The 20,734-nt window shown below is 72.5% G+C and carries 21 protein-coding genes and 2 tRNA genes; 6 read left to right on the top strand and 17 right to left on the bottom strand.

All coding sequences use genetic code 11. From position 1 onward, the window contains the following. Position 1 precedes the first annotated feature (1 nt). From WFI16_RS06735 to WFI16_RS06720, 4 genes are all read left to right on the top strand, one after another. A complete protein-coding gene (locus WFI16_RS06735; RefSeq protein ID WP_419897010.1) occupies positions 2-745 on the top strand; it encodes an endonuclease/exonuclease/phosphatase family protein in 744 nt (247 codons plus the stop codon). 207 nt (positions 746-952) lie between these two features. After that, positions 953-3,664: a tetratricopeptide repeat protein gene (locus WFI16_RS06730; protein ID WP_419897009.1), complete on the top strand. Its 2,712-nt coding sequence runs from the start codon at positions 953-955 to the stop codon at positions 3,662-3,664. A gap of 49 nt (positions 3,665-3,713) precedes the next feature. Next, entirely contained in the window at positions 3,714-4,406 is a 693-nt protein-coding gene (locus WFI16_RS06725; protein ID WP_419897008.1) for an ABC transporter permease, read from the top strand. Beyond that, positions 4,403-5,152: a GDSL-type esterase/lipase family protein gene (locus WFI16_RS06720; protein WP_419897007.1), complete on the top strand. Its 750-nt coding sequence runs from the start codon at positions 4,403-4,405 to the stop codon at positions 5,150-5,152. The genes WFI16_RS06725 and WFI16_RS06720 overlap by 4 nt, the downstream gene beginning before the upstream one ends. Before the next feature lie 142 nt (positions 5,153-5,294). Here the strand turns inward: WFI16_RS06720 and WFI16_RS06715 are convergent. From WFI16_RS06715 to WFI16_RS06650, 14 genes are all read right to left on the bottom strand, one after another. Next, positions 5,295-5,368 (bottom strand) — tRNA-Arg (locus WFI16_RS06715). A 21-nt stretch (positions 5,369-5,389) separates the two neighbouring features. Continuing rightward, positions 5,390-5,713 carry an NADH dehydrogenase ubiquinone Fe-S protein 4 gene (locus WFI16_RS06710; RefSeq protein ID WP_419897006.1) on the bottom strand — a complete coding sequence of 108 codons (324 nt, stop codon included), beginning with the start codon at positions 5,711-5,713 and terminating at the stop codon, positions 5,390-5,392. Between the two features lie 70 nt (positions 5,714-5,783). After that, a tRNA-Pro gene (locus WFI16_RS06705) sits at positions 5,784-5,857 on the bottom strand. A gap of 52 nt (positions 5,858-5,909) precedes the next feature. After that, positions 5,910-7,178, bottom strand: coding sequence for a serine--tRNA ligase (serS, locus tag WFI16_RS06700; protein ID WP_419897005.1), 1,269 nt, complete (start codon positions 7,176-7,178; stop codon positions 5,910-5,912). A gap of 11 nt (positions 7,179-7,189) precedes the next feature. Beyond that, complete coding sequence (gene tatC / locus WFI16_RS06695; protein ID WP_419897158.1) at positions 7,190-7,942, bottom strand: twin-arginine translocase subunit TatC; 753 nt, start codon at positions 7,940-7,942, stop codon at positions 7,190-7,192. Between the two features lie 45 nt (positions 7,943-7,987). Further along, positions 7,988-8,764: a Sec-independent protein translocase protein TatB gene (gene tatB / locus WFI16_RS06690; protein ID WP_419897004.1), complete on the bottom strand. Its 777-nt coding sequence runs from the start codon at positions 8,762-8,764 to the stop codon at positions 7,988-7,990. Positions 8,765-8,888: 124 nt separating this feature from the next. Further along, on the bottom strand, positions 8,889-9,926 hold the full coding sequence (locus WFI16_RS06685) for an ABC transporter ATP-binding protein (protein ID WP_419897003.1): 1,038 nt from the start codon (positions 9,924-9,926) through the stop codon (positions 8,889-8,891). After that, a complete protein-coding gene (gene scpB / locus WFI16_RS06680; RefSeq protein WP_419897002.1) occupies positions 9,923-10,543 on the bottom strand; it encodes an SMC-Scp complex subunit ScpB in 621 nt (206 codons plus the stop codon). The genes WFI16_RS06685 and scpB overlap by 4 nt, the downstream gene beginning before the upstream one ends. Beyond that, a complete protein-coding gene (locus tag WFI16_RS06675) occupies positions 10,527-11,315 on the bottom strand; it encodes a segregation and condensation protein A (protein ID WP_419897001.1) in 789 nt (262 codons plus the stop codon). Before WFI16_RS06675 ends, scpB begins: the two co-directional genes overlap by 17 nt. Next, positions 11,312-12,013: a site-2 protease family protein gene (locus WFI16_RS06670; protein WP_419897000.1), complete on the bottom strand. Its 702-nt coding sequence runs from the start codon at positions 12,011-12,013 to the stop codon at positions 11,312-11,314. The genes WFI16_RS06675 and WFI16_RS06670 overlap by 4 nt, the downstream gene beginning before the upstream one ends. Next, positions 12,010-13,011, bottom strand: coding sequence for a beta-N-acetylhexosaminidase (gene nagZ / locus WFI16_RS06665; protein ID WP_419896999.1), 1,002 nt, complete (start codon positions 13,009-13,011; stop codon positions 12,010-12,012). The genes WFI16_RS06670 and nagZ overlap by 4 nt, the downstream gene beginning before the upstream one ends. A gap of 17 nt (positions 13,012-13,028) precedes the next feature. Further along, the gene (locus WFI16_RS06660; protein WP_419896998.1) at positions 13,029-13,844 is read right to left on the bottom strand and encodes an SPOR domain-containing protein; all 816 of its coding nucleotides are present in this window, start codon (positions 13,842-13,844) and stop codon (positions 13,029-13,031) included. Next, a complete protein-coding gene (gene argS / locus WFI16_RS06655) occupies positions 13,841-15,631 on the bottom strand; it encodes an arginine--tRNA ligase (protein ID WP_419896997.1) in 1,791 nt (596 codons plus the stop codon). Before argS ends, WFI16_RS06660 begins: the two co-directional genes overlap by 4 nt. A 9-nt stretch (positions 15,632-15,640) precedes the next feature. Then, entirely contained in the window at positions 15,641-16,792 is a 1,152-nt protein-coding gene (locus WFI16_RS06650) for a deoxyguanosinetriphosphate triphosphohydrolase (protein ID WP_419896996.1), read from the bottom strand. Between the two features lie 142 nt (positions 16,793-16,934). Here WFI16_RS06650 and WFI16_RS06645 point away from each other — a divergent pair, with 142 nt between their 5' ends. Together WFI16_RS06645 and xth are read left to right on the top strand one after the other, a co-directional pair. Next, positions 16,935-17,288, top strand: coding sequence for a HesB/IscA family protein (locus WFI16_RS06645; protein ID WP_419896995.1), 354 nt, complete (start codon positions 16,935-16,937; stop codon positions 17,286-17,288). Between the two features lie 9 nt (positions 17,289-17,297). Then, positions 17,298-18,065 carry an exodeoxyribonuclease III gene (gene xth / locus WFI16_RS06640; protein WP_419896994.1) on the top strand — a complete coding sequence of 256 codons (768 nt, stop codon included), beginning with the start codon at positions 17,298-17,300 and terminating at the stop codon, positions 18,063-18,065. 43 nt (positions 18,066-18,108) lie between these two features. Here xth and WFI16_RS06635 read toward each other — a convergent pair whose 3' ends face one another. The 3 genes from WFI16_RS06635 to ilvD form a co-directional block, all read right to left on the bottom strand. Further along, positions 18,109-18,276 carry a hypothetical protein gene (locus WFI16_RS06635; RefSeq protein WP_165694199.1) on the bottom strand — a complete coding sequence of 56 codons (168 nt, stop codon included), beginning with the start codon at positions 18,274-18,276 and terminating at the stop codon, positions 18,109-18,111. Between the two features lie 4 nt (positions 18,277-18,280). Continuing rightward, positions 18,281-18,691, bottom strand: coding sequence for a hypothetical protein (locus WFI16_RS06630; RefSeq protein WP_419896993.1), 411 nt, complete (start codon positions 18,689-18,691; stop codon positions 18,281-18,283). 258 nt (positions 18,692-18,949) lie between these two features. Beyond that, positions 18,950-20,674, bottom strand: coding sequence for a dihydroxy-acid dehydratase (ilvD, locus tag WFI16_RS06625; protein ID WP_419896992.1), 1,725 nt, complete (start codon positions 20,672-20,674; stop codon positions 18,950-18,952). Positions 20,675-20,734 lie beyond the last annotated feature (60 nt).

The following is a 20,734-nucleotide window of genomic DNA, read 5'->3' as shown; positions in this document are numbered from 1 at the left end:
CATGACCTGGAACATCCATGGCGGCATCGGCCGTGACGGGCGCTACGATCTCGAGCGGGTCATCGCCCTGATCCGCCGGCACCGCCCCGACCTGCTGGCGGTGCAGGAGATCGACAGCCGCCCGAAGCACCGCCCCACCCCCTTCCAGGCCCTGAAGGAGGTCTTCGCCGGGCATGATATGGTGGCGGAAACCATGCAGGGCGCCGAGGAAGGCGCCTATGGTCACATGCTGTTCAGCCGCTGGCCGATGCGCGACGCCGCCATCCACGATCTGTCGGTCGAGCGCCGCGAGCCGCGCAGCGCCATCCTGGCGCGGATCGAGACGCCCGCCGGCACCCTCGGCGTGATGGCGACGCATCTCGGCCTGCGCTGGCGCGAGCGACAGCGCCAGGCGCGCCGGCTGGCCGCCCTGGTGCGCGCCCAGGAGGGCCCGCTGGTGGTGATGGGCGATTTCAACGACTGGTCGTGGCGCGGCCCGGTCTGGCGGGCGCTGTCGCCGCTGCTGCCGGCGCGCACGGCGCATCGCAGCTTCCCGGCGCATTTCCCGCTGCTGCGGCTGGACGAGATCTTCTGCCGCCCGGCCGGGCTGCTGGGCCGCAGCTGGCGCGACCGCGACGGCGCGGCAGCCTCCGATCACCTCCCCGTCCTGGCCGAGCTGCACATGGCCGGCGGGGATCGGGCCACGCCGGCCGAGGAGGCCCTGGCCGACCAGCGCCCCTCCGACGTGAGGCTGGCGGTGGGTTGAGCGCCGGTCCGCAAAGGCCAATGCTGCGGCACCAAAGAATGCCGGCGGGCCTGCGGCAGCGCGGTGGCAGAGGTCACAAGAATTGTCGCAAAAATTGCGTGATGTGCCGGATTTGGCGACAACAAAATTGATTTGCGCACGGCACGGGTTGTGCCAGAGTTTTACGGCTTCCCAACTTGCAGGGGGAGATCTTCGCTGGAGGCTGGAATGGCGGTTGATCGGCTGGTGAAGGCGTCGCCCCGCCCCGAGGCGCGGCGCGGCCGGTCATGGCGCGCGCTCCGCCTGCTGGCCCTGCTCGGCTCCAGCGCCCTGGCCAGCGGCGTGGTCGCCCTGCCCGCCTTCGCCCAGGGATCGCCGCCCAGCAACGCCCCGCCGGCCTCGCCGCCGCCGACCGCCCTGGTGCCGGGCCAGCCGATGCCGCAGACGCCGCTCTATGGCCAGGATGGCGGCCCGGCGCCGCCGGTGATCGGCGCGCCCGGTGCTCCGGCCGGCAGCCGCGACACCGCCACCTCCCTGCTGCTCGACCAGGCCAGCTACTGGCAGGCGCAGAACCGCCCGGAGGCGGCGCTGCAGTCGCTGGAACGGCTGCTGCGCATCCAGCCGAACGACACCCGGGCGCTGGCCATGGCAGTGCAGGTCGCCGCCTCGGCCGGTGATAGCGAGCAGGCCGCCGCCTATCTGGCCCGGCTGAATGCCGTGGCCCCCAACAGCCCCGATGTCGCCCGCGCGCAGAACGCCATGCGCGTCACCGGGGTCGACCAGTCCGGCATCGCCGAGGCGCGCCGCCTGGTCCAGGCCGGGCGCGGCGCCGAGGCGCTGCAGGCCTATCGCGCCGCCTTCGGCGGCAGCGAGGTGCCGGACGCCTTCGCCGTCGAATACTACCAGACCCAGGCCGGGCTCTCCGCCGATGATTTCCGCGAGGCGCGGCGCGGCCTGTCGGCGGCGCTGGCCCGGCAGCCGGACAATATCCGGATCAAGCTGGCGCTGGCCCAGGTGCTGACCTTCCGCGAGACCACCCGCGCCCAGGGCATCGAGGAGCTGCAGGTGCTGGCGCGCCAGCCGCAGACCGCGACCGCGGCGCGCGCCGCCTGGCGCCAGGCGCTGCTCTGGCTCGGCCCGGGCGGCGAGGCGACCGCGGCGATCGAGGCCTATCGCGCCGCCTATCCGGGCGATGCCGAGATCGAGGCGCGCTACAACGAGGTGCGCACTTTCGGGCAGGACCCGACCTACGAATTCCGCCAGGGCGCCTTCGATTCGCTGAACGCCAAGCGCTTCGCCGAGGCCGAGGCCGGCTTCAACGCGGCGCTGGCCAAGAACCCCGAGGATGTCGATTCGATCCTGGGCATGGCGATCCTGCGCCGGCTGCAGAAGCGCGAGGCCGACTGGAAGGCGCTGATGGCGCGCGGCGTCGCCCTCGCCCCGGACCGCGAATCCGAGTTCCGCCGGGCGCTCGGCCTCGATGCCGTGGCCGGCGGTGGCGGCGGCGGCGGTGGCACCGGCCGCGTCGTCATGACGCCCAACATGCTGGCGCGGCAGGCGATCCAGCGCGAGCGCTATGACGAAGCCGAGCGCCAGGCGCAGCGCTCGCTGCAGCGCGGCTCGGAAGCGGAACGCGCCGAGGCCACCATCATCCTGGCGCAGATCGCCCTGCAGCGCGGCCAGTGGGCCGCCGCCGAGGAAGGCTTCCGCGAGGCGCTGCGCCGCCGGCCCACTTCGCGCGAGGCCCAGGGCGGGCTCTACACCACGCTGGAACGCCAGGGCCGCTCGGCCGAGGCCGATGCGCTGGCCCAGTCCACCGGCTTCGTGCCGCCGCGCGGCTTCGCCCAGGCGCGCTCCGCCGGCTTCCGCCAGGCCGCCGAGCGCGAGGGCAACCCAGCCCGCGCCATCGCCCTGCTGCGCCAGGCGGTGCAGGTCGCGCCCGAGGATGCCTGGGCGAGGCACGACCTGATCCGGCTGCTGCGGCTGCAGGGCGAGACCGCCGAGGCCGACAGCCTGGAGCGCGACCTGGCCGCGCGCGGCGACCGCGAATCCCTCTTCGCCGCCGCGCTGCTGGCGCAGTCGGAGGAGCGCGACCGCGACGTGGTCGACCGCATCGGCCGCATCCCGGCCGGCCAGCGCAATGCCGACCTGCGCAAGATGCTGGAGGGGGCCACCATCCGCGTCGAGGTGACGCAGTGGGAGGCGCAGCTGCCCGCGCCGGCCGCGACCCGTGCGCTGCTGGCCATCGCGGCGCGGCCGGACACCAGTGGCCAGACGGGGGCGGCCGTGGTGCGCGCCTTCGGCCGGCAGAAGATGGGGCGCGAGGCGATCGCCGCCGCCCGCACCGCGGCGAACACCGGCCGGACGCTGAGCCTGGAGGCGCGGCTGGCGCTGGCCGGCGCCCTGCTGGAGGCGAGGCAGCGCGAGGATGCCGCGACGCTGATGGCCGGCCTCGAGAACATCCAGATGACCGCCGGGGAGCGCGAGCAGTACATGGGCATGCGTGCCTCGCTGATCGCCGTCACGGCGGACGAGTACAGCGAGGCCGGGCAGTATGCCCAGGCCAATACCCTGCTGCTGCAGGCGCTGCAGAGCGATCCCGACCGCGCCGGCCTGCTGCTGGCGCTGGCCCGGCTGCGGCTGCAATCCGGCTATCGCCAGGAGGGCCAGCAGATCGCCGAAAGCGTGCTGGCGCGCGAGCCCACCCGGCTGGAGGCGATCATGACCGCTGGCGAGGCGGCGCTGCAGATGCGCGACTGGCAGCGTGCCGACGAGCTGATCAGCTTCGGCCAGCGGCAGGCGCCGAGCAATGTGCAGCTCTACATGATGGAGGCCCGCTCGGCCCGCGCGCAGAGCGACACGCGCCGCGCCCAGCGCGCGCTGACCGTCGCGCAGCGGCTGCGCATCGGCCAGCTGCAACAGTCGAGCATCGCGCGCTGAGCGCGCGATGCCTTCCCATGGCTCTTTTCCCCGAGGACAGGCTGGTCTGATGCGTGTTTCTTCTGCCTGGCTGGGCCTCTGCATGGCCGCTGTTCTGAGCACAGGCCTGGCGGGCGCGCGGCCCGCCGCCGCCCAGCCGATGCTCTACGAGCAGCGCCTGCCGGAAGGCTTCGCCTTCGTCCGCTTCGCCAATACCCTGCCCGGCCGGGTGACGGTGAAGCCCGATTACGACAACCAGATCGCCGTGCCCGATGGCGCCGCCGAGCGCGTCACCGCCTATATGGTGGCCGAGGACGTGGCCAAGCGCCCGGTGAAGCTGGTGATCAGCGACGGCACCCTGACCACCGAGGTCACCGTGCAGATCCCCAGCGGCGGCTACAACACGGTGCTGCTGCGGCGCGACGGCGACCGGCTGGGCGCGGTGGTGATCACCGACAAGGTCGAGTTCAACCAGACCCGCGCACGGCTGGGCTTCTATCCGGCGATCACCGGCTGCGCCGAGGGCGGGCTGGCGATCGATCCGGGCAGCCAGGCGATCTTCTCCAAGGTGGCGCCGGAGACCGGCGTGGCGCGCAACCTGAACCCGGCGGCGGCGAAGGTCATCGCCTACTGCGGCGGGCAGCGGGCGCCGCTGCTGGATCTCGGCCGGCTCGAGGCGGGCCAGCAATACAGCGTCTGGCTGATGGCGCCGCAGGGCACGCCGGTCAGCTTCCTGGTGCGCGACCGGATCGCCGCCCGGTGAGGCGCCTGGCGCTCGCCGCGCTCGCCCTGGCCGCTACCCTCTCCCCTGCCCTGGCCTTCGCCCAGGCGATCTGCCCGGGCCTTCCCGGCCGCAACCCGCCGCCGCGCGAGGCCGGCCAGGAATACCTGGCCGAGCCGCATTGGCGCGCGCGGGTGCAGGAGCTCGACCGGCAGCTCGCCGGCGCCGATCTCTCCCGCGTCGAGATGGTCTTCATCGGCGATTCCCTGGTGCAGGGCTGGTTCCCCTCCATCTTCCAGCAGTTCTACGGCCATCGGGCCCCGGCCAATCTCGGCGTCATGGGCGACTTCACCCAGGGTGCGCTGTGGCGCCTGAACCAGGGCCACTGGCCGGCCTCGCTGCGGCCGAAGGTCGCGGTGGTGCTGCTGGGCACCAACAATGTCTCGGCGCAGGGCCGTCCGGAGGATATCGCGCTCGGCATTGCCGAGGTCCTCAGGACGATCCGGGCGAAGTCGCCGCGCACCAGGTTCCTGCTCATCGGCCTGCTGCCCCGGGGCGATACCGCGGCCGAGCCGATGCGGCGGACCATCGAGCAGGTGAATACGCTGATCAGCCGCTGCGCCGATGGCAGCACGGTGCTGTACAGCGATGTCGGCAGCTCGCTGGTGGATGGCCGTGGCCGGCTGAGCAAGGATATCGCCTTCGACAGCCTGCACCTGACCATGGTGGGCTATGCGATGCTGTCCGCCGGCATCGAGCCGCAGATCCGGCAACTGCTGGCGCCCTAGCCGCCCTGGCCCCGGCCGGAAACGACAACGGCCCCGCTGATCCGGGGCCGTTCTTCGTCTGCGGCGACCCCATCGAAGGTCGCGCGGGTCCGGGCCGTTTCACCCGCCATCCCCCGGGGGACGCGGCAGCCCGGCAGAAAGACGCACCCTGAGGGACTTGAACCCCCAACCAACCGGGTAGAAGCCGGTTGCTCTATCCAGTTGAGCTAAGGGTGCCGCAGGCGCCGGGACGGACCCTCAGTGGGTCCAGTTCTCGGCGCGGCCGTAGCGGAAATTCTCCGCATAGGATTTCGGCTTCAGGGCCGGGCCGGGCTTCTCCGGCTCGACCTCGAAGGCCAGGCCATTGGCGCGGGCATAGGCCTCGGCCGCCTCGCGCGAGGAGAAGCTGAGGCGGAGCTGGGCGCGGGTGTCGCCCGAGCCGGTCCAGCCGGTCAGCGGGTCCTGGCGGCGCTGCTCGGCCGGGGCATAGGTCAGCATCCAGCCGCCGGTCCTGGCCCTGCCCGACTGCATGGCCGAGCGCGGCTGGCTGAAGATACGGGCGATGGCGACGTCGCGGCTCATGCTTCTCGCTGCCTTGGTCTTGGCGGCAACCGCCAGGGGTCTTGGCGGAAACCGCCGGGGGATCGTGGTATCGGGGCGAGAGGATTCGAACCTCCGGCCCTCTGCTCCCAAAGCAGATGCGCTACCAGGCTGCGCCACGCCCCGATGCCGGGCAAACTATGGCCAGCGGGGCGCTTCGGCAAGCGCCTTCGGGCATTTAGCCGATCCGCGTCAGGCCGCCCATCCAGGGTGCCAGCACCGGCGGCACCGCGATGCTGCCATCCTCCTGCTGGTGGGTTTCCAGCACGGCGATCAGGGCGCGGCCGACGGCGACGCCCGAGCCGTTCAGCGTGTGCAGGAAGGCGGTGCCCTTGCCTTCCGCCGGGCGGTAGCGGGCGCCCATGCGGCGCGCCTGGAAGTCGCGGCAGTTGGAGCAGGAGGAAATCTCGCGCCAGGCCTGCTGGCCGGGCAGCCAGACCTCCAGGTCATAGGTGCGGGCGGCGGAGAAGCCGGTGTCGCCGGCGCAGAGCAGCACCCGGCGCCAGGTCAGGCCGAGCTCGGTCAGCACCCGCTCGGCGCAGGCGGTCATCCGCTCGTGCTCGGCCTCGGACTCCTCGGGGCGGGTGATGGCGACCATCTCCACCTTGGCGAACTGGTGCTGGCGCAGCATGCCGCGGGTGTCGCGCCCGGCGCTGCCGGCCTCCGAGCGGAAGCAGTGCGACAGCGCGGTGAAGCGCAGCGGCAGGACGCTCTCGGCCAGGATCTCGCCGGCGGCCAGGTTGGTCAGCGGCACTTCCGCGGTCGGGATCAGCCAGCGGCCATCCGTGGTGCGGAACAGGTCCTCCTCGAACTTGGGCAGCTGGCCGGTGCCGTACATGGTGGCGTCGTTGACCAGCAGCGGCACTGAGGCCTCGACGTAGCCATGCTCGTCGGCATGGAGGGAGATCATCCACTGCCCGAGGGCGCGTTCAAGACGAGCCAACGCGCCCCGCAGCACGGTGAACCGGGCTCCTGAAAGCCTGGCGGCGGCCTCGAAATCCATCAGCCCGAGCGCCTCGCCCAGCTCGAAATGCTGCTTCGGCGTGAAGGCGAAATTGGCGGGAGCGCCGTGCTGGTGCAGCACGACATTGTCGCTCTCGTCGCGGCCCTCGGGGACGCCGGCGTCCAGCAGGTTGGGCAGCGCCTCCAGGACCTTGTTCTGGGCCTCCTCGGCCGCCTTGGCCTCGGCGTCCAGCGCCTCCATGCGGCCGCGGGCGGCCACCGCCTCGGCCTCCAGGGCCGTGCTGTCGGTGCCGGCGCGCTTGGCCTGGCCGATCTCCTTCGAGAGCTGGTTGCGCCGGGCCTGCAGCTCCTGCGCCGCCGTCTGGGCGGTGCGGCGGGCGCTGTCCTGGGCGAGCAGGCTGTCGGCGACCGGCGCCAGGCCGCGGCGGGCCAGCGCCGCGTCGAAGCCCGCCGGATCGGCGCGGACGATGCGGATGTCATGCATGGTCGTTCAACTCAGCTCTTGTCTTCGTCGTCGCGCTTCGGCGCCACCCAGCCGGCGGCCAGGACGGAGATCTCGTAGAGAAGGATCAGCGGCACGGCGAGGCCGATCTGGCTGATGATGTCGGGCGGCGTGATGACGGCGGCGACCACGAACATGCCGACGACGGCGTAGCGGCGCCCCTTCTTCAGCCCGGCCTGGGTGACGATGCCGACCTTGGCCATCAGCGTCAGCGCGACCGGCAGCTGGAAGGCGACGCCGAAGGCCAGGATCATGTGCATGACCAGCGACAGGTATTCGCTGACCTTGGCCTCGAGCTGCACCGGCAGGCTGCCGCCGCCCGGCGGCGTCTCGAAGGAGATGAAGAACTTCCAGGCCAGCGGGAAGATGAAGTAGTAGGCCAGCGCCGCGCCGAGCACGAAGAGCACCGGCGAGGCGACCAGGAAGGGCATGATCGCGCGCTTCTCGGAGCGGTAGAGGCCCGGCGCGATGAACAGCCAGAGCTGCGTCGCCCACATCGGGAAGCTCAGGAAGACGGCGCCGAACAGCGCGACCTTCAGGTAGGTGAAGAAGGCCTCGTAGAGCGCGGTGAAGATCATCCGCCGCTCGCCGCCGCCCTGCTGGTGCAGGATGTCGGCCAGCGGCCGGGCGAGGAAGCCGTAGATCTGCCCGGAGAAGTAGTAGCAGAGGCCAAAAGCGATAAGGAATGCGCCGAGCGACCACAACAGGCGGGTGCGCAGCTCCAGCAGATGCTCGATCAGCGGCATCGGCTTGTCGTCGATGATGTCTTCCTGGTCGGCCACGTGCGCTGCTCAGACTGTATGGGTTGCGGGCGGGGTGGCCGGCTTGTCGCCGGCGGCGGGGGCCGGCGCGGCAGAGCCGTTCTTCGTCGCGGGGTCCGTCTCCGGGGCCGTCGCAGCGGTCGCCAGGACCGGCTCGTCCACCGGGGGCACGGCCGGGGCTGGCGCCGCGGGGGACATGGTCGCCGGGGAGGTCGTCGCCGGGGATGCCCCAGCGGACGCCGCCGGCGCGGGGTCCGGCGTGGCGGCGGCCGTCCCGGTCATGCCGGGCGGGATCATCGCGGGCGCCTCCGCGGCAGCCACCGGTTCCGCTGCGGGCGGCGGGGATGGCGGACTCGGCGGGCGGATCTCGGCGGCGACCGCGGGCGGCACCCAGGCGGGCGCCTCGGCCGCCGGCAACGCCGGGGCGGCGGGGGCCGGGGGCAGCGCCTCGCTGCTGTAGGCGGCGGCCGGCGGCGGCGCGGCGACGCCGTCCGGGCCGGGCTTCCAGGCGTCGCGCAGCGGATCCTCGCTGAAGGTCTTGCGGATGCCGCCATCCTCGTCGAGATGGCGCTCGATGGTGCCCTTGACGTCGAAATTGCGGATCTCGCGGATCTGGTCGCGGACATCCTCGAGCTTGGCCTCGCGGACCAGCTCATCGGCCTGGCTCTGGAACTCGGAGGCCATGCGCCGCAGCTTCTGTACGCCCTTGGCCACCTGGCGGACCGCGTCCGGCAGATCCTTGGGCCCGATCACGACGACGGCGACCACGGCGATCAGGGCAATTTCGGACCAGGCCAAATCGAACATGTGCTTCCCATCTCCCCCGCGTGGGGGCCGCTTCCGTTAGCAGGAACCGGCGGCAGCGCCAACGTGGCCCGCCGCCGAAACCGGCCCGCCCCCTGCCGGGGCGGGCCGCGCCCTCTCCTGTTCCCTATCTAGGCATGTCCGCGGCAAACACGAAGGCACGTTCCGGGTCCAGCGCCAGGCCGACGCGGGTGCCGGGCGCCAGCTTCTGGCCGGGCGGCAGCCGGGCCTGCAGTGGCGCCGCCGTGCCGGGCAGGCGCAGCGAGGCCAGCCGGTGCGCGCCGAGCATCCGGCAGGCCTCCACCGTGGCCGCCACCCCCTCGCCCGCCGGCAGCACCACCAGCCCCTCGGGACGCAGCAGCATCTCGCCCTCGCCATCCGGCAGGCCGGCCGGCAGGCTGCCCAGCGCGCCATGCGCCATGCCGCCCTGCAGCGTCACCGGCAGGCTGTTCACCGGGCCGAGAAAGCGGGCGGCGAAGCGCGAGCGCGGCTTCAGATAGAGATCTTCCGGCGGCGCCAGCTGTTCCACCCGGCCGCCGCGCATCAGGGCGATGCGGTCGGCCATCAGCATGGCCTCCTCGGCATCATGGGTGACGATCAGCGTGGCGATGCCGGCATCCTGCAGTAGGCGCAGCGTGTCGTCGCGCACCTGCTCGCGCAGCCGGGCATCGAGGCTGGCGAAGGCTTCGTCCAGCAGCAGCACGGCCGGGCGCGGGGCCAGGGCGCGGGCCAGCGCCACGCGCTGCTGCTGCCCGCCCGAGAGCATGTGCGGATAGGCGCCGGCGAAGCCCGCCATGCCGAGCCGCGCCAGCGCCGCCTCGACCGCCGCGGCGCGCTCGGCCCGCGGCAGGCGGCCCAGCCCGAAGCCGACATTCTGCGCCACGCTCAGATGCGGGAAGAGCGCGTAGTCCTGGAAGACGAAGCCGACCCGGCGGTCCTCCGGCGGCAGCTCGCGCCCGGGCTCGGCGACGATGCGCCCGCCGATCGCGATGCGCCCGGCCTGCACCGCCTCCAGCCCGGCGACCAGCCGCAGCAGGGTGGTCTTGCCGTCCCCGGACGGGCCCAGCAGGCAGAGGATCTCGCCCGGGGCCACGGCCAGGTCGATGCCCTGCAGCACGGCGCGGGCGCCATAGGCGTGGCGGATCCCCTCCAGCCGCAGCGTCATGCCGCCGTGCCCGTCCCGGACAGGGTCGGGCCCGCCTCCCCGGCCAGCAGCTCCTCGCGGCGCGGCAGGTCGGTGAGCCCGCGCAGGCCGAACTGCTCCAGGAAGCGCGGCGTGGTGGCCCAGAGGGTCGGGCGGCCCGGCACCTCCTTGCGGCCGCGCGGGGCGATCAGCGCCTGTTCCAGCAGCAGCTCCAGCGTCGCCTGCGACAGGCTGGTGCCGCGGATCTCCTCGATCTCCGGCCGGGTGACCGGCTGGTGGTAGGCAATGATGGCCAGCGCCTCCATCGCCACGCGCGGCAGGCGGCGCGGCGTCTCGACCACCTTGGTCAGGAGAGGGGCCAGGTCGGCCGCGGTGCGGAAGGCATAGCCGCCGGCAACCTCGGTCAGCTCGACGCCGCGCCCGGCATAGCGGGCGGCCAGCAGGGTCAGCACCGCCTCCGCGCGCAGTCCCGCGGGCAGCACGGCCTGCAGCCGCTCGGGCGCGACCGGGCGGTCGGCGGCGAAGACCAGCGCCTCCGCCAGGCGCAGCGCGTGCTCGAGCGGGGCGATGCCGGCGGGGTCGCGCGGCGCCTCCGGGTCCGGGGCGGTCGGGGGCTGCGGGTCAGGCGGCAGCGTCATGCGGGATCTCGGTCTCCTCGGCCGCCTCGCCGGGGCGGCGGCGCAGCAGGATGGGGCCGAAGGCGGCCTCCTGGCGCAATTCGATACCGCCGCCGCGCGCCATCTCCAAGCCGGCGATCAGCGTGGCGGCCAGGGCGGCGCGGCGTTCCACCGGGTCGAGCAGCGTCTCGGGCAGGAAGCGCTGCAGCTCGCCCCATTCGGGCAGGTGGCCGACCAGCCGGCCCAGGCGGTCGAGCGCCTCCTGCACGGTCCACAGCCGCCTGGGCTTCGGCCGGTAGGGGCGGCGTGCATTCGAGCGGCGCAGCGCCTCGACATAGGCGCGCAGCAGCGCCGGCAGGTCGGCGCTCAGCCCGCCCTGCTCCTGCCGCACCAGGCTTTCGGGATCGCCGCGCTGCAGCACCTCCTGCCCCAGCTGCGGCAGGGTGCCGAGCCACCGCGCCGCGGCGCGCATGCGCTCGAGCTCGGCCAGGCGCTCGGCCAGCTGGCCGGCCAGCGCCTCGGCATCCTCCTCCTCCTGCGGGTCCTCCGGCAGCAGCAGGCGGGATTTCAGCCAGGCCAGCCAGGCGGCCATCACCAGCCAGTCGGCGGCGAGCTCCAGGCGGACGCGCTGCGCGCCCTCGATCACCGCCAGGTACTGGTCAACCAATGCCAGGATGGAGATGCGGGCGATATCGACCTTCTGCGCGCGCGCCAGCTCGAGCAGCAGGTCCAGCGGACCTTCATAGACCTCGAGCCGGACATGCAGCCGATCCGGATCGGCGCTAGCCGTCATGTCCCGTGCCCGGCCAGCCACAGGATGGTGCGGAAGCCCGGGCCGGTGACCAGGCTGATCAGCCCGCCCATGATGTCGAGGCTGGGCGAGATCCGCGGCAGCACGAAGATCGCCAGCATGACGATCACCAAGCCGGCGCGCTCCAGCCGGGCCAGCGCCATGGCGGCGCGCCAGGGCAGCAGCCCGACCAGGATGCGCCCGCCATCCAGCGGCGGGATCGGCAGCAGGTTGAACAGGCCGAGCAGCAGGTTGGCCATGATGGAGAGCAGGATGAAGCGGACGCCAAGATCCATCGCTGTCGGCGGCAGCACGCCGGAGAGTTCCTGCAGCGGATGCGCCAGCATGGCGGCGCACCAGGCCAGGAAGACGTTCATCGCCGGCCCGGCCGCGGCCACCAGCACCATGCCGTAGCGCGGGTTGCGCAGGCGGCGGACATCCACCGGCACCGGCTTGGCCCAGCCGAACATCGCCTCCACCCGGCCGATGGTCAGCAGCTGCACCGCCAGCAGCAGGCCGGGCAGGATCAGCGTGCCGACCTTGTCGACATGGCGGATCGGGTTGAGGCTGAGCCGTCCGAGGCGCTGCGCGGTGTCGTCGCCGAGCGCCAGCGCGGCGTAGCCATGCGCCGCCTCATGCAGGGTGATGGCCAGCACCGTCGCCAGGATGGCGACGAGCAGCTCCGGCAGCCAGTCGATCACGCGACGTCCTTCAGCACCGCGTCGCGCGCCGCCGCCAGGGCGGTGCGGTCCGGCGCCGGCAGCCAGCGCGCCGCGGTCGCCGCCTGCGAGTCGGCCAGCCGCTGCAGGGCGCGCTCGCTGAGCGGTGGGCAGTCGGCCAGCGCCGCCTGGCTGTCCGCCAGCACGCCGGTGCAGTTCAGCGCGACGTCGCAGCCGGCCGCCAGCACCGCCGCCGTCAGCGAGGCCGGCGTGCCGTGCAGCGCCTTCATCGCCAGGTCGTCGGAGAGCAGCAGCCCGTCGAAGCCGATCTCGCCGCGGATCACCTCACGGATGACGATGGGCGACAGGGTCGCCGGGCGCTCCGCGTCGAAGGCGTCGAAGCGGATATGCGCGGTCATGCCCCAGGCGCCGCGGCCGGCCAGGGCGCGGAACGGCGCCAGATCGGCCGCCAGCTCGGCGCGCGAGACCTCGACGCGCGGCATCTCCAGATGGCTGTCGACCATGGCGCGGCCATGGCCGGGCATGTGCTTGATCACCGGGATCGCGCCGGCCTGCTGCAGCCCCTCGATCCAGGCGGCGCCGAGGCGGATCACCTCCTCCGGGTCGCCAGCGAAGCCGCGGTCGCCCACCACGCTGTGCCGGCCGGGCAGCCGCAGGTCGAGCACCGGGCCGCAGACCACGTCGAGCCCCACCGCCCGGCATTCCAGGCCGAGCAGGGTGGCATTGGCGCGCGCCGCCGCGTCGGGCAGGCCCTCGAAGCGGCCGGGCGCCGGGAAGGCCGCAAAATGCGGCGGCCGCAGCCGGGCGACGCGCCCGCCCTCCTGGTCGACCAGCACCGGGGCGGCCTCGCCGAGCGCCTCGCGGATGGCGGTGGTGAGGGCCGAGAGCTGCGCCGGGTCGCGCACGTTGCGGGCGAAGAGGATGACGCCGAGGGGGCGCGCCGCGCGCAGCAGCGCCGCCTCCTCCGGCAGCAGGACAGGGCCGGAGAGGCCGATGATGGCGGCGCGCGGCGGGACCATGATGCGGGCCGGCAGGCTCAGCCGCCGAGCACGGCGCAGGCGCCGCCGCGGCTCTTCACCGTCTCGCAGAAGGCGCTGGCGGCATCATGCTCGAAGCCGCCGAGGCGCAGCCGCCACATGGTCGGCTTCCCCTCGCGCTCGAAGCGGGTGATCTGCGGGCTGCGGCCGCCGATCAGCTCCGGCAGGCGCTTCGACAGGCGCTCCCATTCGGCGCGGGCGCCGGCTTCCGAATCCAGCGCGCCGAGCTGCACGGTGACCGAGCCGGTGCGCGTCGGCACCGGGGCCGGCGCGGCCGGGGCCGCGGGGGGCGCGACGCGGGCGGCCGGGGCCGGCGGCGCCGCGGGGGCCTGGGCGTTGAGCTGGGGCGCCGGCGGCGGCGGGGCCTGCGGGCGTGCCGGCTCCGCGGCGGCCTGATGCGCGGGCGTCGCCGCCTGCGGCGCAGCGGCCTGCGGGACGGGCGCCGGCGCAACAGGCGTCGGCGGCGGCGCGGTGGCCGCCCGCAGCGCGTCGAGGTTCGGCGTCTCCGCGGCCGGCGCCAGCCGGCCGGTCGGCTCGAAGCCGCTGCCGGCGGTGCGCCGCTCGAAGATGATCTCGTCCTGGTTGGCGACGCGCAGCCCGCCGCGGTCGTCGGGACGGATCTTCATCGGGCGCGCATCGGCCTCGATCACCGGGATGGTGGTATTGCCCAGCTTGCTGACCGCCCAGCCGACGATGCCGCCGACCGCCAGCACCCCTGCCAGGCCGCCGGCGATGATCGCCATGCGGCGGCCGGCGCCGCTGTCCTCGGCGGCGGCTTCCCGGATACGATAGGACGGGACCTGAACTTCCCTCACCGCATCTCCTCAACCGGTGCGACGCCCATGACCGCGAGGCCCGAGCGGATGACGATGGCCGTCGCGGCGACGAGGGCCAGCCGCGCCTGGGTGGCCTCCGGCGCTTCGGCCTGGATGAAGCGCAGTGTCGCATCTTCCCGGCCGCGGTTCCACAAAATATGAAAGTCGCTGGCCAAGTCACCGAGATAAAAGGCAATTCGGTGTGGCTCCCGCGCCGCAGCAGCGGCCTCGACCGTGCGCGGCCAGGCGATCAGCCGGCGCAGCAGGGCAAGCTCCGCAGCATCCTGCAGGGTGGCCAGCGCGGCTTCCGCCCCGGCCAGGTCGGCCAGCGCCGGCTCGCCCGCCTGGCGCAGCACCGAGCGGCAGCGGGCATGGGCGTATTGGACGTAGAAGACCGGGTTCTCACGCGACTGCTCGACCACGCGGTCGAGGTCGAAATCCATCTGCGCGTCGGACTTGCGCGTCAGCATGGTGAAGCGGACGGCGTCGCGGCCGACCTCGTCGATCAGGTCGCGCAGCGTGATATAGGTGCCGGCGCGCTTCGACATGCGCACCGGCTCGCCGCCCTTCATCACCTTGACGATCTGGCAGAGCAGCACGTCGAGCGGCACGGTGCCGTCGGACAGCGCCTTGGTCGCCGCCTGCATGCGCTTGACATAGCCGCCATGGTCGGCGCCCCAGACCTGCACCAGCTGCTGCATGCCGCGGGCGATCTTGTCGGCATGGTTGCCGATGTCGTTGGCGAAATAGGTGTTGCTGCCATCGGACTTGCGCAGCGGGCGGTCGACGTCGTCGCCGAACTTGGTGGACGCGAAGAGGGTCTGCGGCCGCGGCTCCCAGTCATCCGGCAGCTTGCCCTTCGGCGGCTCCAGCACGCCCTCATAGACCAGGCCCTTGGCCGAGAGCTCGGCGATGGCGCGGTCGGCGACGCCGTCGCGCACCAGCTGCGCCTCGCTGATGAAGACATCCTGGGCGACGCCGAGCGCCGCCAGATCCTCGCGGATCGATTCCATCATGGCGGCGACGGTGAATTCGCGCACCGTGGTCAGCCAGAGCGAGGCCTCGGCCGGCTTCGCGCCCGGCGCCAGGCTGTCGCCGAACTTCTCCTTCAGCGCCGCGCCGACCGGGACCAGGTAGTCGCCGCGATACTGCAGCCCGCCGGGAACCGCCTCGGCGTATTCCTCCTCGGTCAGCGTGGTGCCGAGCGCCTCGAGGTAGCGCCAATAGGCGGCATAGCCCAGCGCCTGCACCTGCGCGCCGGCGTCGTTGATGTAGTATTCCTTGGTGACGGCATAGCCGGCCTTGCCCAGCAGATTGGCCAGCGCGTCGCCGACCACGGCGCCACGGCAATGGCCGACATGCATCGGGCCGGTCGGATTGGCCGAGACATATTCGACGTTGACCTTCACCCCGGCGCCGGACGTGCCGTCGCCATAGGCTTCGCCGGCGCGCAGCACGACCGGCAGCTGGCCGAGCAGGAAGGACTCGGCGAGGCGCAGGTTGACGAAGCCGGGGCCGGCGGGCGCGGCCTCGGCCACCATCGGCAGTTCCAGCAGCGCGGCTGACAGCTCGGCAGCCAGCTTCGGGGGCGCGACCTTCGCGATCTTGGCCACCACCATTGCGGCATTGGTCGACATGTCGCCATGCGACGGGTCGCGCGGCGGCTCGACGGTGACGCGGGCCAGCGCCTCCTCCGGCAGCTCCGGCAGGAGGCGGCGCAGGCAGGTCAGGACCTCGGCGCGCAGTGCGGCAAAAATATCCTGCGGGGCGGCGTGGGTCTGTTGCATGGTGTCCGTTCAGCCGGGGATGTGAGGGTCGGTCAGGCGCCGGTGCTCGTCCAGCGCGAAGCGGTCGGTCATGCCGGCGATGTAGTCGCAGACGACGGCGGCGCATTGCGCGCTGCCGGCCTCGCCGGCGCGGTCGCGCCATTCGGGGGGCAGCATGTCGGGCCCGCCATGCAGCAGGCTGAACAGCACCTGCACCACCCGCTTTGACTTCTGGGTCGTGCGGTTGACCCGCCAGTGGCGGTACATGCGGCCGAACAGGAAGTCGCGCACCTGCTGGTTGGCCTCCTGCATCGGCGCCGAGAAGCCGATCATCGGCCGGCCGGCGGCGCGCACCGCATCGGCATCGGCGGGGGCCAGGACGGCCAGCCGCCGCTCGGCCTCGGCCACGACGTCCTGCACCATGGCGTTGATGACGCGGCGGATGGCCTCGCTGGCCAGGCGGGTGGCGGGCGCCTGCGGATAGGCGGCGCGCACTTCCTGCACCGCGCCGCCGATCAGCGGCAGCGCGGCGGCTTCGTCGAGCGAGAACAGCCCGGCCCGCAGCCCGTCATCCAGGTCGTGGTTGTTGTAGGCGATGTCATCGGCCAGCGCCGCGACCTGGGCCTCCAGCGAGGCGTGGCTGGAGAGCGCCAGCGAATGGCGGGAATCGTATTCGGCCATGAAATGGCTGGGGCGGCGGATCGGGCCATTGTGCTTGGCCAGCCCCTCCAGCGTCTCCCAGGTCAGGTTCAGCCCGTCGAACTCGGCATAGCGCTTCTCCAGCACCGTCACCGCCTTCAGGCTCTGCGCATTGTGGTCGAAGCCGCCATAGGGGCGCATGACGCCGTTCAGCGCCTCCTCCCCGGCATGGCCGAAGGGCGGGTGGCCCAGGTCATGTGCCAGCGCCAGCGCCTCGGCCAGGTCCTCGTCCAGCCGCAGCCGGCGGGCGATCGAGCGGGCGATCTGCGCCACCTCGATGCTGTGGGTCAGCCGGGTGCGGAAGGCGTCGCCCTCATGGTAAATGAAGACCTGCGTCTTGTATTGCAGCCGGCGGAAGGCGGCGGCGTGGATGATGCGGTCCCGGTCGCGCTGGAAGGGCGAGCGCACCCCGCTCGCCGGCTCCGGATGGAGACGGCCGCGCGAGGTCTCGGCGCGGGCGGCATAGGGGGCGAGGTCGGGCATGACCGCCGCGCTCTACCAGCGGGGCGGCGCCGTCGCAACGCCCGGGGGCCCATGGAGGCCCCATGGCGCCCCTGCCCTGCCGGCAGCGCGATTGGAAAAGCCGGACGCCCCGCCTATGTTGGGGCCCAAGGAGTCCTGACCCATGCCCGACGGCGCCGCCCTGTCCCCCGCCTTCCGCGTCACCCCCCGCGCCTTCGCCCAGGTGGCGGAGATCGCCGCGCGCGAGGGCCGGCCCCAGGCCGGGCTGCGCGTCGCGGTCAATGCCGGCGGCTGTTCCGGCTTCCAGTATTCCTTCGCCCTCGAGGACCAGGCCACGGCGGAGGACCTGGTGCTGCAGGAAGGCACCACCCGGGTGATGATCGATCCGGTCAGCCTCGACCTGCTGGCCGGCTCCGAGCTCGACTGGGCGGATGAGCTGATCGGCGCGCATTTCACGGTGAAGAACCCGCAGGCGGCGTCCGGCTGCGGCTGCGGCGCGTCCTTCTCGATCGGCTGACCCGATCCCGTGCGTCTCGCCACCTTCAACGTCAATTCGGTGCGCAAGCGCGCGCCGGGTGTCCGCCGCTTCCTCGAGGCGCAGCAGCCCGACCTGGTCTTCCTGCAGGAGCTGAAGTGCAAGACCGAGGAATTCCCGCATGCGGAATTCGAGGGCAGCGGCTATCGCATCCATGCCGTCGGCCAGCAGGGCGGGCGCAATGGCGTGGCCGTGCTCGGCCGCATCCCCTTCGAGGTGACGGCGGAAGCCCTGCCCGGCGAGGATGAGGATGGCCATGCCCGCTATGTCGAGGTGACGGCGGAGGGCATCGACCTGGCCGGCATCTACCTGCCCAACGGCAATTCCGGTGGCGACGAGGGCTATGCCTACAAGCTGCGCTGGATGGAGCGGCTGCGTGTCCGCGCGGCGGAGAAGCTGGACGGCTTCCGCCCCTTCGCCATCCTCGGCGACTTCAATGTCTGCCCGACCGAGCTCGACCTGGCGCCGCGCGCCCTGCCGCCGACCGACGCGCTGGTGCGGTCGGAGACCCGGGCGGCCTTCCGCGCGCTGGAGCATCTCGGGCTGATCGACGCGCTGCGCGCGCTGCATCCGGGCGAGCGTCACTATACCTATTGGGACTATGGCGCGGCCTTCGAGGCCAACCGCGGCCTGCGCATCGACCATGCGCTGCTGTCGCCGGAACTGGCGGAGCGGCTGTCGCGTGGCTGGGTCGATGCTAGGCCGCGTAGCGAAGAGAGCCCCTCCGACCACACGCCGGTCCTGTTCGAGCTTTCCTGACCGGAAAAAGCCGCCGTCCCTAAGGGGGCGGCGGCGGTCCTGCCTACCAGCGGTGCCAGTAGGGCGGCGGTGGCGGCGGCGGCCGGTAATACCCGCCGGGCGGGCCATAGCCGGGGGGCGGCCCGTAATAGCCGGGCGCCGGGGCGACGACGCAGCCGCCCAGCGAGATGGCGGCGCCCGCCAGGATCAGCAGGATCGGGAAACGGCGCATGGCCTCACCTCCAGCCCGGCTCGATCCAGACCCAGCGGCCGCGCCGCTCGACCCATTCGCCGGGATACCAGCGGCCCCGCCGGCTGACCCAGCGGCCGCCCACCCAGACATAGTCACCACGGCGCCGGCTCCAATGCCCCGGCTCCCAGACCAGGCCGGGGCGCGGCGGGCGGCCGGGGCCGCGCTCGCTGCGCAGCGGCGGCGGACCGGGCGGGCGGCCCGGAGGACCACGATCGGGACCGCGGCCCGGACCGCCATAGCCGGGCGGCGGGCCGCCAGGCGGACCACCCGGCCCCCCCGGGGCGCCGGGCGGCGGGCCATAGGGCTGGGCCAGGGCGACGCCGGTTCCCAGCGGCAGGGCGGCCAGGGCGGCGCCCGCAAAGATCTGACGGAGCAGCTTACGGCGCTCGACCATCGCACTCTCCTTCTGTTCACCGCCGGTGCCGGCCATCCGGGACAAGAGGTCTGGGGGGACCCGCACCCGGCGGCCGGCGCCGACGGCAACCGCAATGGTGGGAGACTGCCCCCCAAGCATGGCGGTACCAGGACAGAAAAAGGGCAAAGCAGGGCAAGTTGTGACGGCGCGTGACTTCGCGGATCAAATCGCCGCCACGAAAAAGGCGGGGCCCTTCAAGTGCCCCGCCCCTCGCCTGCCCGTGATGTCAGTCGCCGGTCAGATATCGGCGTAGCAATGCGTCTCGGCCTCGCCGCCCGGATGGGTGACGGCGCCCAGATGCGCCGGGCCGACCAGCTGCGCGTATTTCCACAGCGCCCCGGCATTGTAATCGGTGCCGCGCGGCTTCCAGGCGGCGCGGCGCTTCTCCAGCTCGCCCTCCGGCAGGATCACGTCGATGCTGCCCTTCTCGGCGTCGATGACGATGCGGTCGCCATTCTGCAGCAGGCCGATCGGGCCGCCGACCGCCGCCTCCGGCCCGACATGGCCGACGCAGAAGCCGCGCGTGGCGCCGGAGAAGCGGCCATCGGTGATCAGCGCCACATCCTCGCCCATGCCCTGGCCATAGATGGCGGCGGTGGTGGAGAGCATCTCGCGCATGCCGGGGCCACCCTTCGGCCCCTCATAGCGGATCACCAGGATGTCGCCCTTCTTGTAGGCGCGCTGGTCGACCGCCTTGAAGGCATCCTCCTCGCAGTCGAAGCACAGCGCCGTGCCCTCGAAGCGCAGCGTCTTCATGCCGGCCACCTTCACGATGGCGCCGTCCGGGGCCAGGTTGCCCTTCAGGCCGACGACGCCGCCGGTCGGCGTGATGGCCTTCGACACCGGGTAAATGACGTCCTGGTCGGTCGGGAAGACGATGTCCTTGTGGTTCTCGGCCAGGGTCTTGCCGGTGACCGTCAGGCAGTCGCCGTGCAGCAGCCCGGCATCGAGCAGCGCCTTGATGATGACCGGGATGCCGCCGACCTTGTGCACATCCAGCGCCACATACTTTCCGCCCGGCTTCAGGTCGGCGATGTAGGGGGTGCGGCGCATGATGGCGGCGACGTCGTCGAGGGTGAAGCGGATCCCCGCCTCATGCGCCATGGCCGGCAGATGCAGCCCGGCATTGGTCGAGCCGCCGGTGGCGCCGACCACGATGGCCGCATTCTCCAGCGACTTCAGCGTGACGATATCGCGCGGCCGGATGTTTTTTCTCAACAGGTTCATCACGGCCTTGCCGGATTCCACGGCCCAGCGGTCGCGGTCCTCGTAGGGCGCCGGGGCGCCGGCCGAGCCGGGCAGCGCCAGGCCGATCGCCTCGGAGACGGTGGCCATGGTGTTGGCGGTGAACTGGCCGCCGCAGGCGCCGGCGCTAGGGCAGGCGACGCATTCCAGGGCGTGCAGGTCCTCGTCGGACATGTTGCCGGCGGCGTGCTGGCCGACCGCCTCGAAGACGTCGACGACGGTGACATCCTTCCCCTTGAACTTCCCGGGCAGGATCGAGCCGCCATACATGAAGACGCTGGGAACGTTCAGCCGCAGCATGGCCATCATCATGCCCGGCAGCGACTTGTCGCAACCCGCCAGCGTGACCATGGCATCATAGGAATGGCCGCGCATGGTCAGCTCGACCGTGTCGGCGATGGCGTCGCGCGAGGCCAGCGAGGACTTCATCCCCTGGTGGCCCATGGCGATGCCGTCGGTCACCGTGATGGTGGTGAACTCGCGCGGCGTGCCGAAGGCAGCCTTGACGCCTTCCTTGACGCTCTGCGCCTGGCGGTTCAGCGCGATGTTGCAGGGCGCGGCCTCGTTCCAGCAGGTGGCGACGCCGACCAGGGGCTGGGCGATCTCCTCCTCGGTCATGCCCATGGCGTAGTAGTAGGAGCGGTGCGGGGCGCGCTCCGGGCCGACACTGACATGCCGGCTGGGCATGCGCGACTTGTCCCATTTGTGCTCAGCCATGCGGGCGAACCTTTCTTCATTGCGTCCCCACCCTGGTATCGCGCAACAAAGCTAGGGCCG

This window comes from Roseomonas sp. USHLN139 (assembly GCF_037145735.1).
GTDB lineage: Bacteria > Pseudomonadota > Alphaproteobacteria > Acetobacterales > Acetobacteraceae > Pseudoroseomonas.
The sequence above is the reverse complement of the archived record's forward strand: the minus strand, read 5'-3'. Positions and strand labels throughout refer to the sequence as shown.

What these genes read in the sequence shown, in the direction of transcription:
- WFI16_RS06735 (WP_419897010.1), top strand. Translation starts at nt 2, where the DNA reads ATGACCTGGAACATCCATGGCGGCATCGGCCGTGACGGGCGCTACGAT.
- WFI16_RS06730 (WP_419897009.1), top strand. Translation starts at nt 953, where the DNA reads ATGGCGGTTGATCGGCTGGTGAAGGCGTCGCCCCGCCCCGAGGCGCGG.
- WFI16_RS06725 (WP_419897008.1), top strand. Translation starts at nt 3,714, where the DNA reads ATGCGTGTTTCTTCTGCCTGGCTGGGCCTCTGCATGGCCGCTGTTCTG.
- WFI16_RS06710 (WP_419897006.1), bottom strand. Translation starts at nt 5,713, where the DNA reads ATGAGCCGCGACGTCGCCATCGCCCGTATCTTCAGCCAGCCGCGCTCG.
- serS (WP_419897005.1), bottom strand. Translation starts at nt 7,178, where the DNA reads ATGCATGACATCCGCATCGTCCGCGCCGATCCGGCGGGCTTCGACGCG.
- tatC (WP_419897158.1), bottom strand. Translation starts at nt 7,942, where the DNA reads ATGCCGCTGATCGAGCATCTGCTGGAGCTGCGCACCCGCCTGTTGTGG.
- tatB (WP_419897004.1), bottom strand. Translation starts at nt 8,764, where the DNA reads ATGTTCGATTTGGCCTGGTCCGAAATTGCCCTGATCGCCGTGGTCGCC.
- WFI16_RS06685 (WP_419897003.1), bottom strand. Translation starts at nt 9,926, where the DNA reads ATGACGCTGCGGCTGGAGGGGATCCGCCACGCCTATGGCGCCCGCGCC.
- scpB (WP_419897002.1), bottom strand. Translation starts at nt 10,543, where the DNA reads ATGACGCTGCCGCCTGACCCGCAGCCCCCGACCGCCCCGGACCCGGAG.
- WFI16_RS06675 (WP_419897001.1), bottom strand. Translation starts at nt 11,315, where the DNA reads ATGACGGCTAGCGCCGATCCGGATCGGCTGCATGTCCGGCTCGAGGTC.
- nagZ (WP_419896999.1), bottom strand. Translation starts at nt 13,011, where the DNA reads ATGGTCCCGCCGCGCGCCGCCATCATCGGCCTCTCCGGCCCTGTCCTG.
- argS (WP_419896997.1), bottom strand. Translation starts at nt 15,631, where the DNA reads ATGCAACAGACCCACGCCGCCCCGCAGGATATTTTTGCCGCACTGCGC.
- WFI16_RS06650 (WP_419896996.1), bottom strand. Translation starts at nt 16,792, where the DNA reads ATGCCCGACCTCGCCCCCTATGCCGCCCGCGCCGAGACCTCGCGCGGC.
- WFI16_RS06645 (WP_419896995.1), top strand. Translation starts at nt 16,935, where the DNA reads ATGCCCGACGGCGCCGCCCTGTCCCCCGCCTTCCGCGTCACCCCCCGC.
- WFI16_RS06635 (WP_165694199.1), bottom strand. Translation starts at nt 18,276, where the DNA reads ATGCGCCGTTTCCCGATCCTGCTGATCCTGGCGGGCGCCGCCATCTCG.
- WFI16_RS06630 (WP_419896993.1), bottom strand. Translation starts at nt 18,691, where the DNA reads ATGGTCGAGCGCCGTAAGCTGCTCCGTCAGATCTTTGCGGGCGCCGCC.
- ilvD (WP_419896992.1), bottom strand. Translation starts at nt 20,674, where the DNA reads ATGGCTGAGCACAAATGGGACAAGTCGCGCATGCCCAGCCGGCATGTC.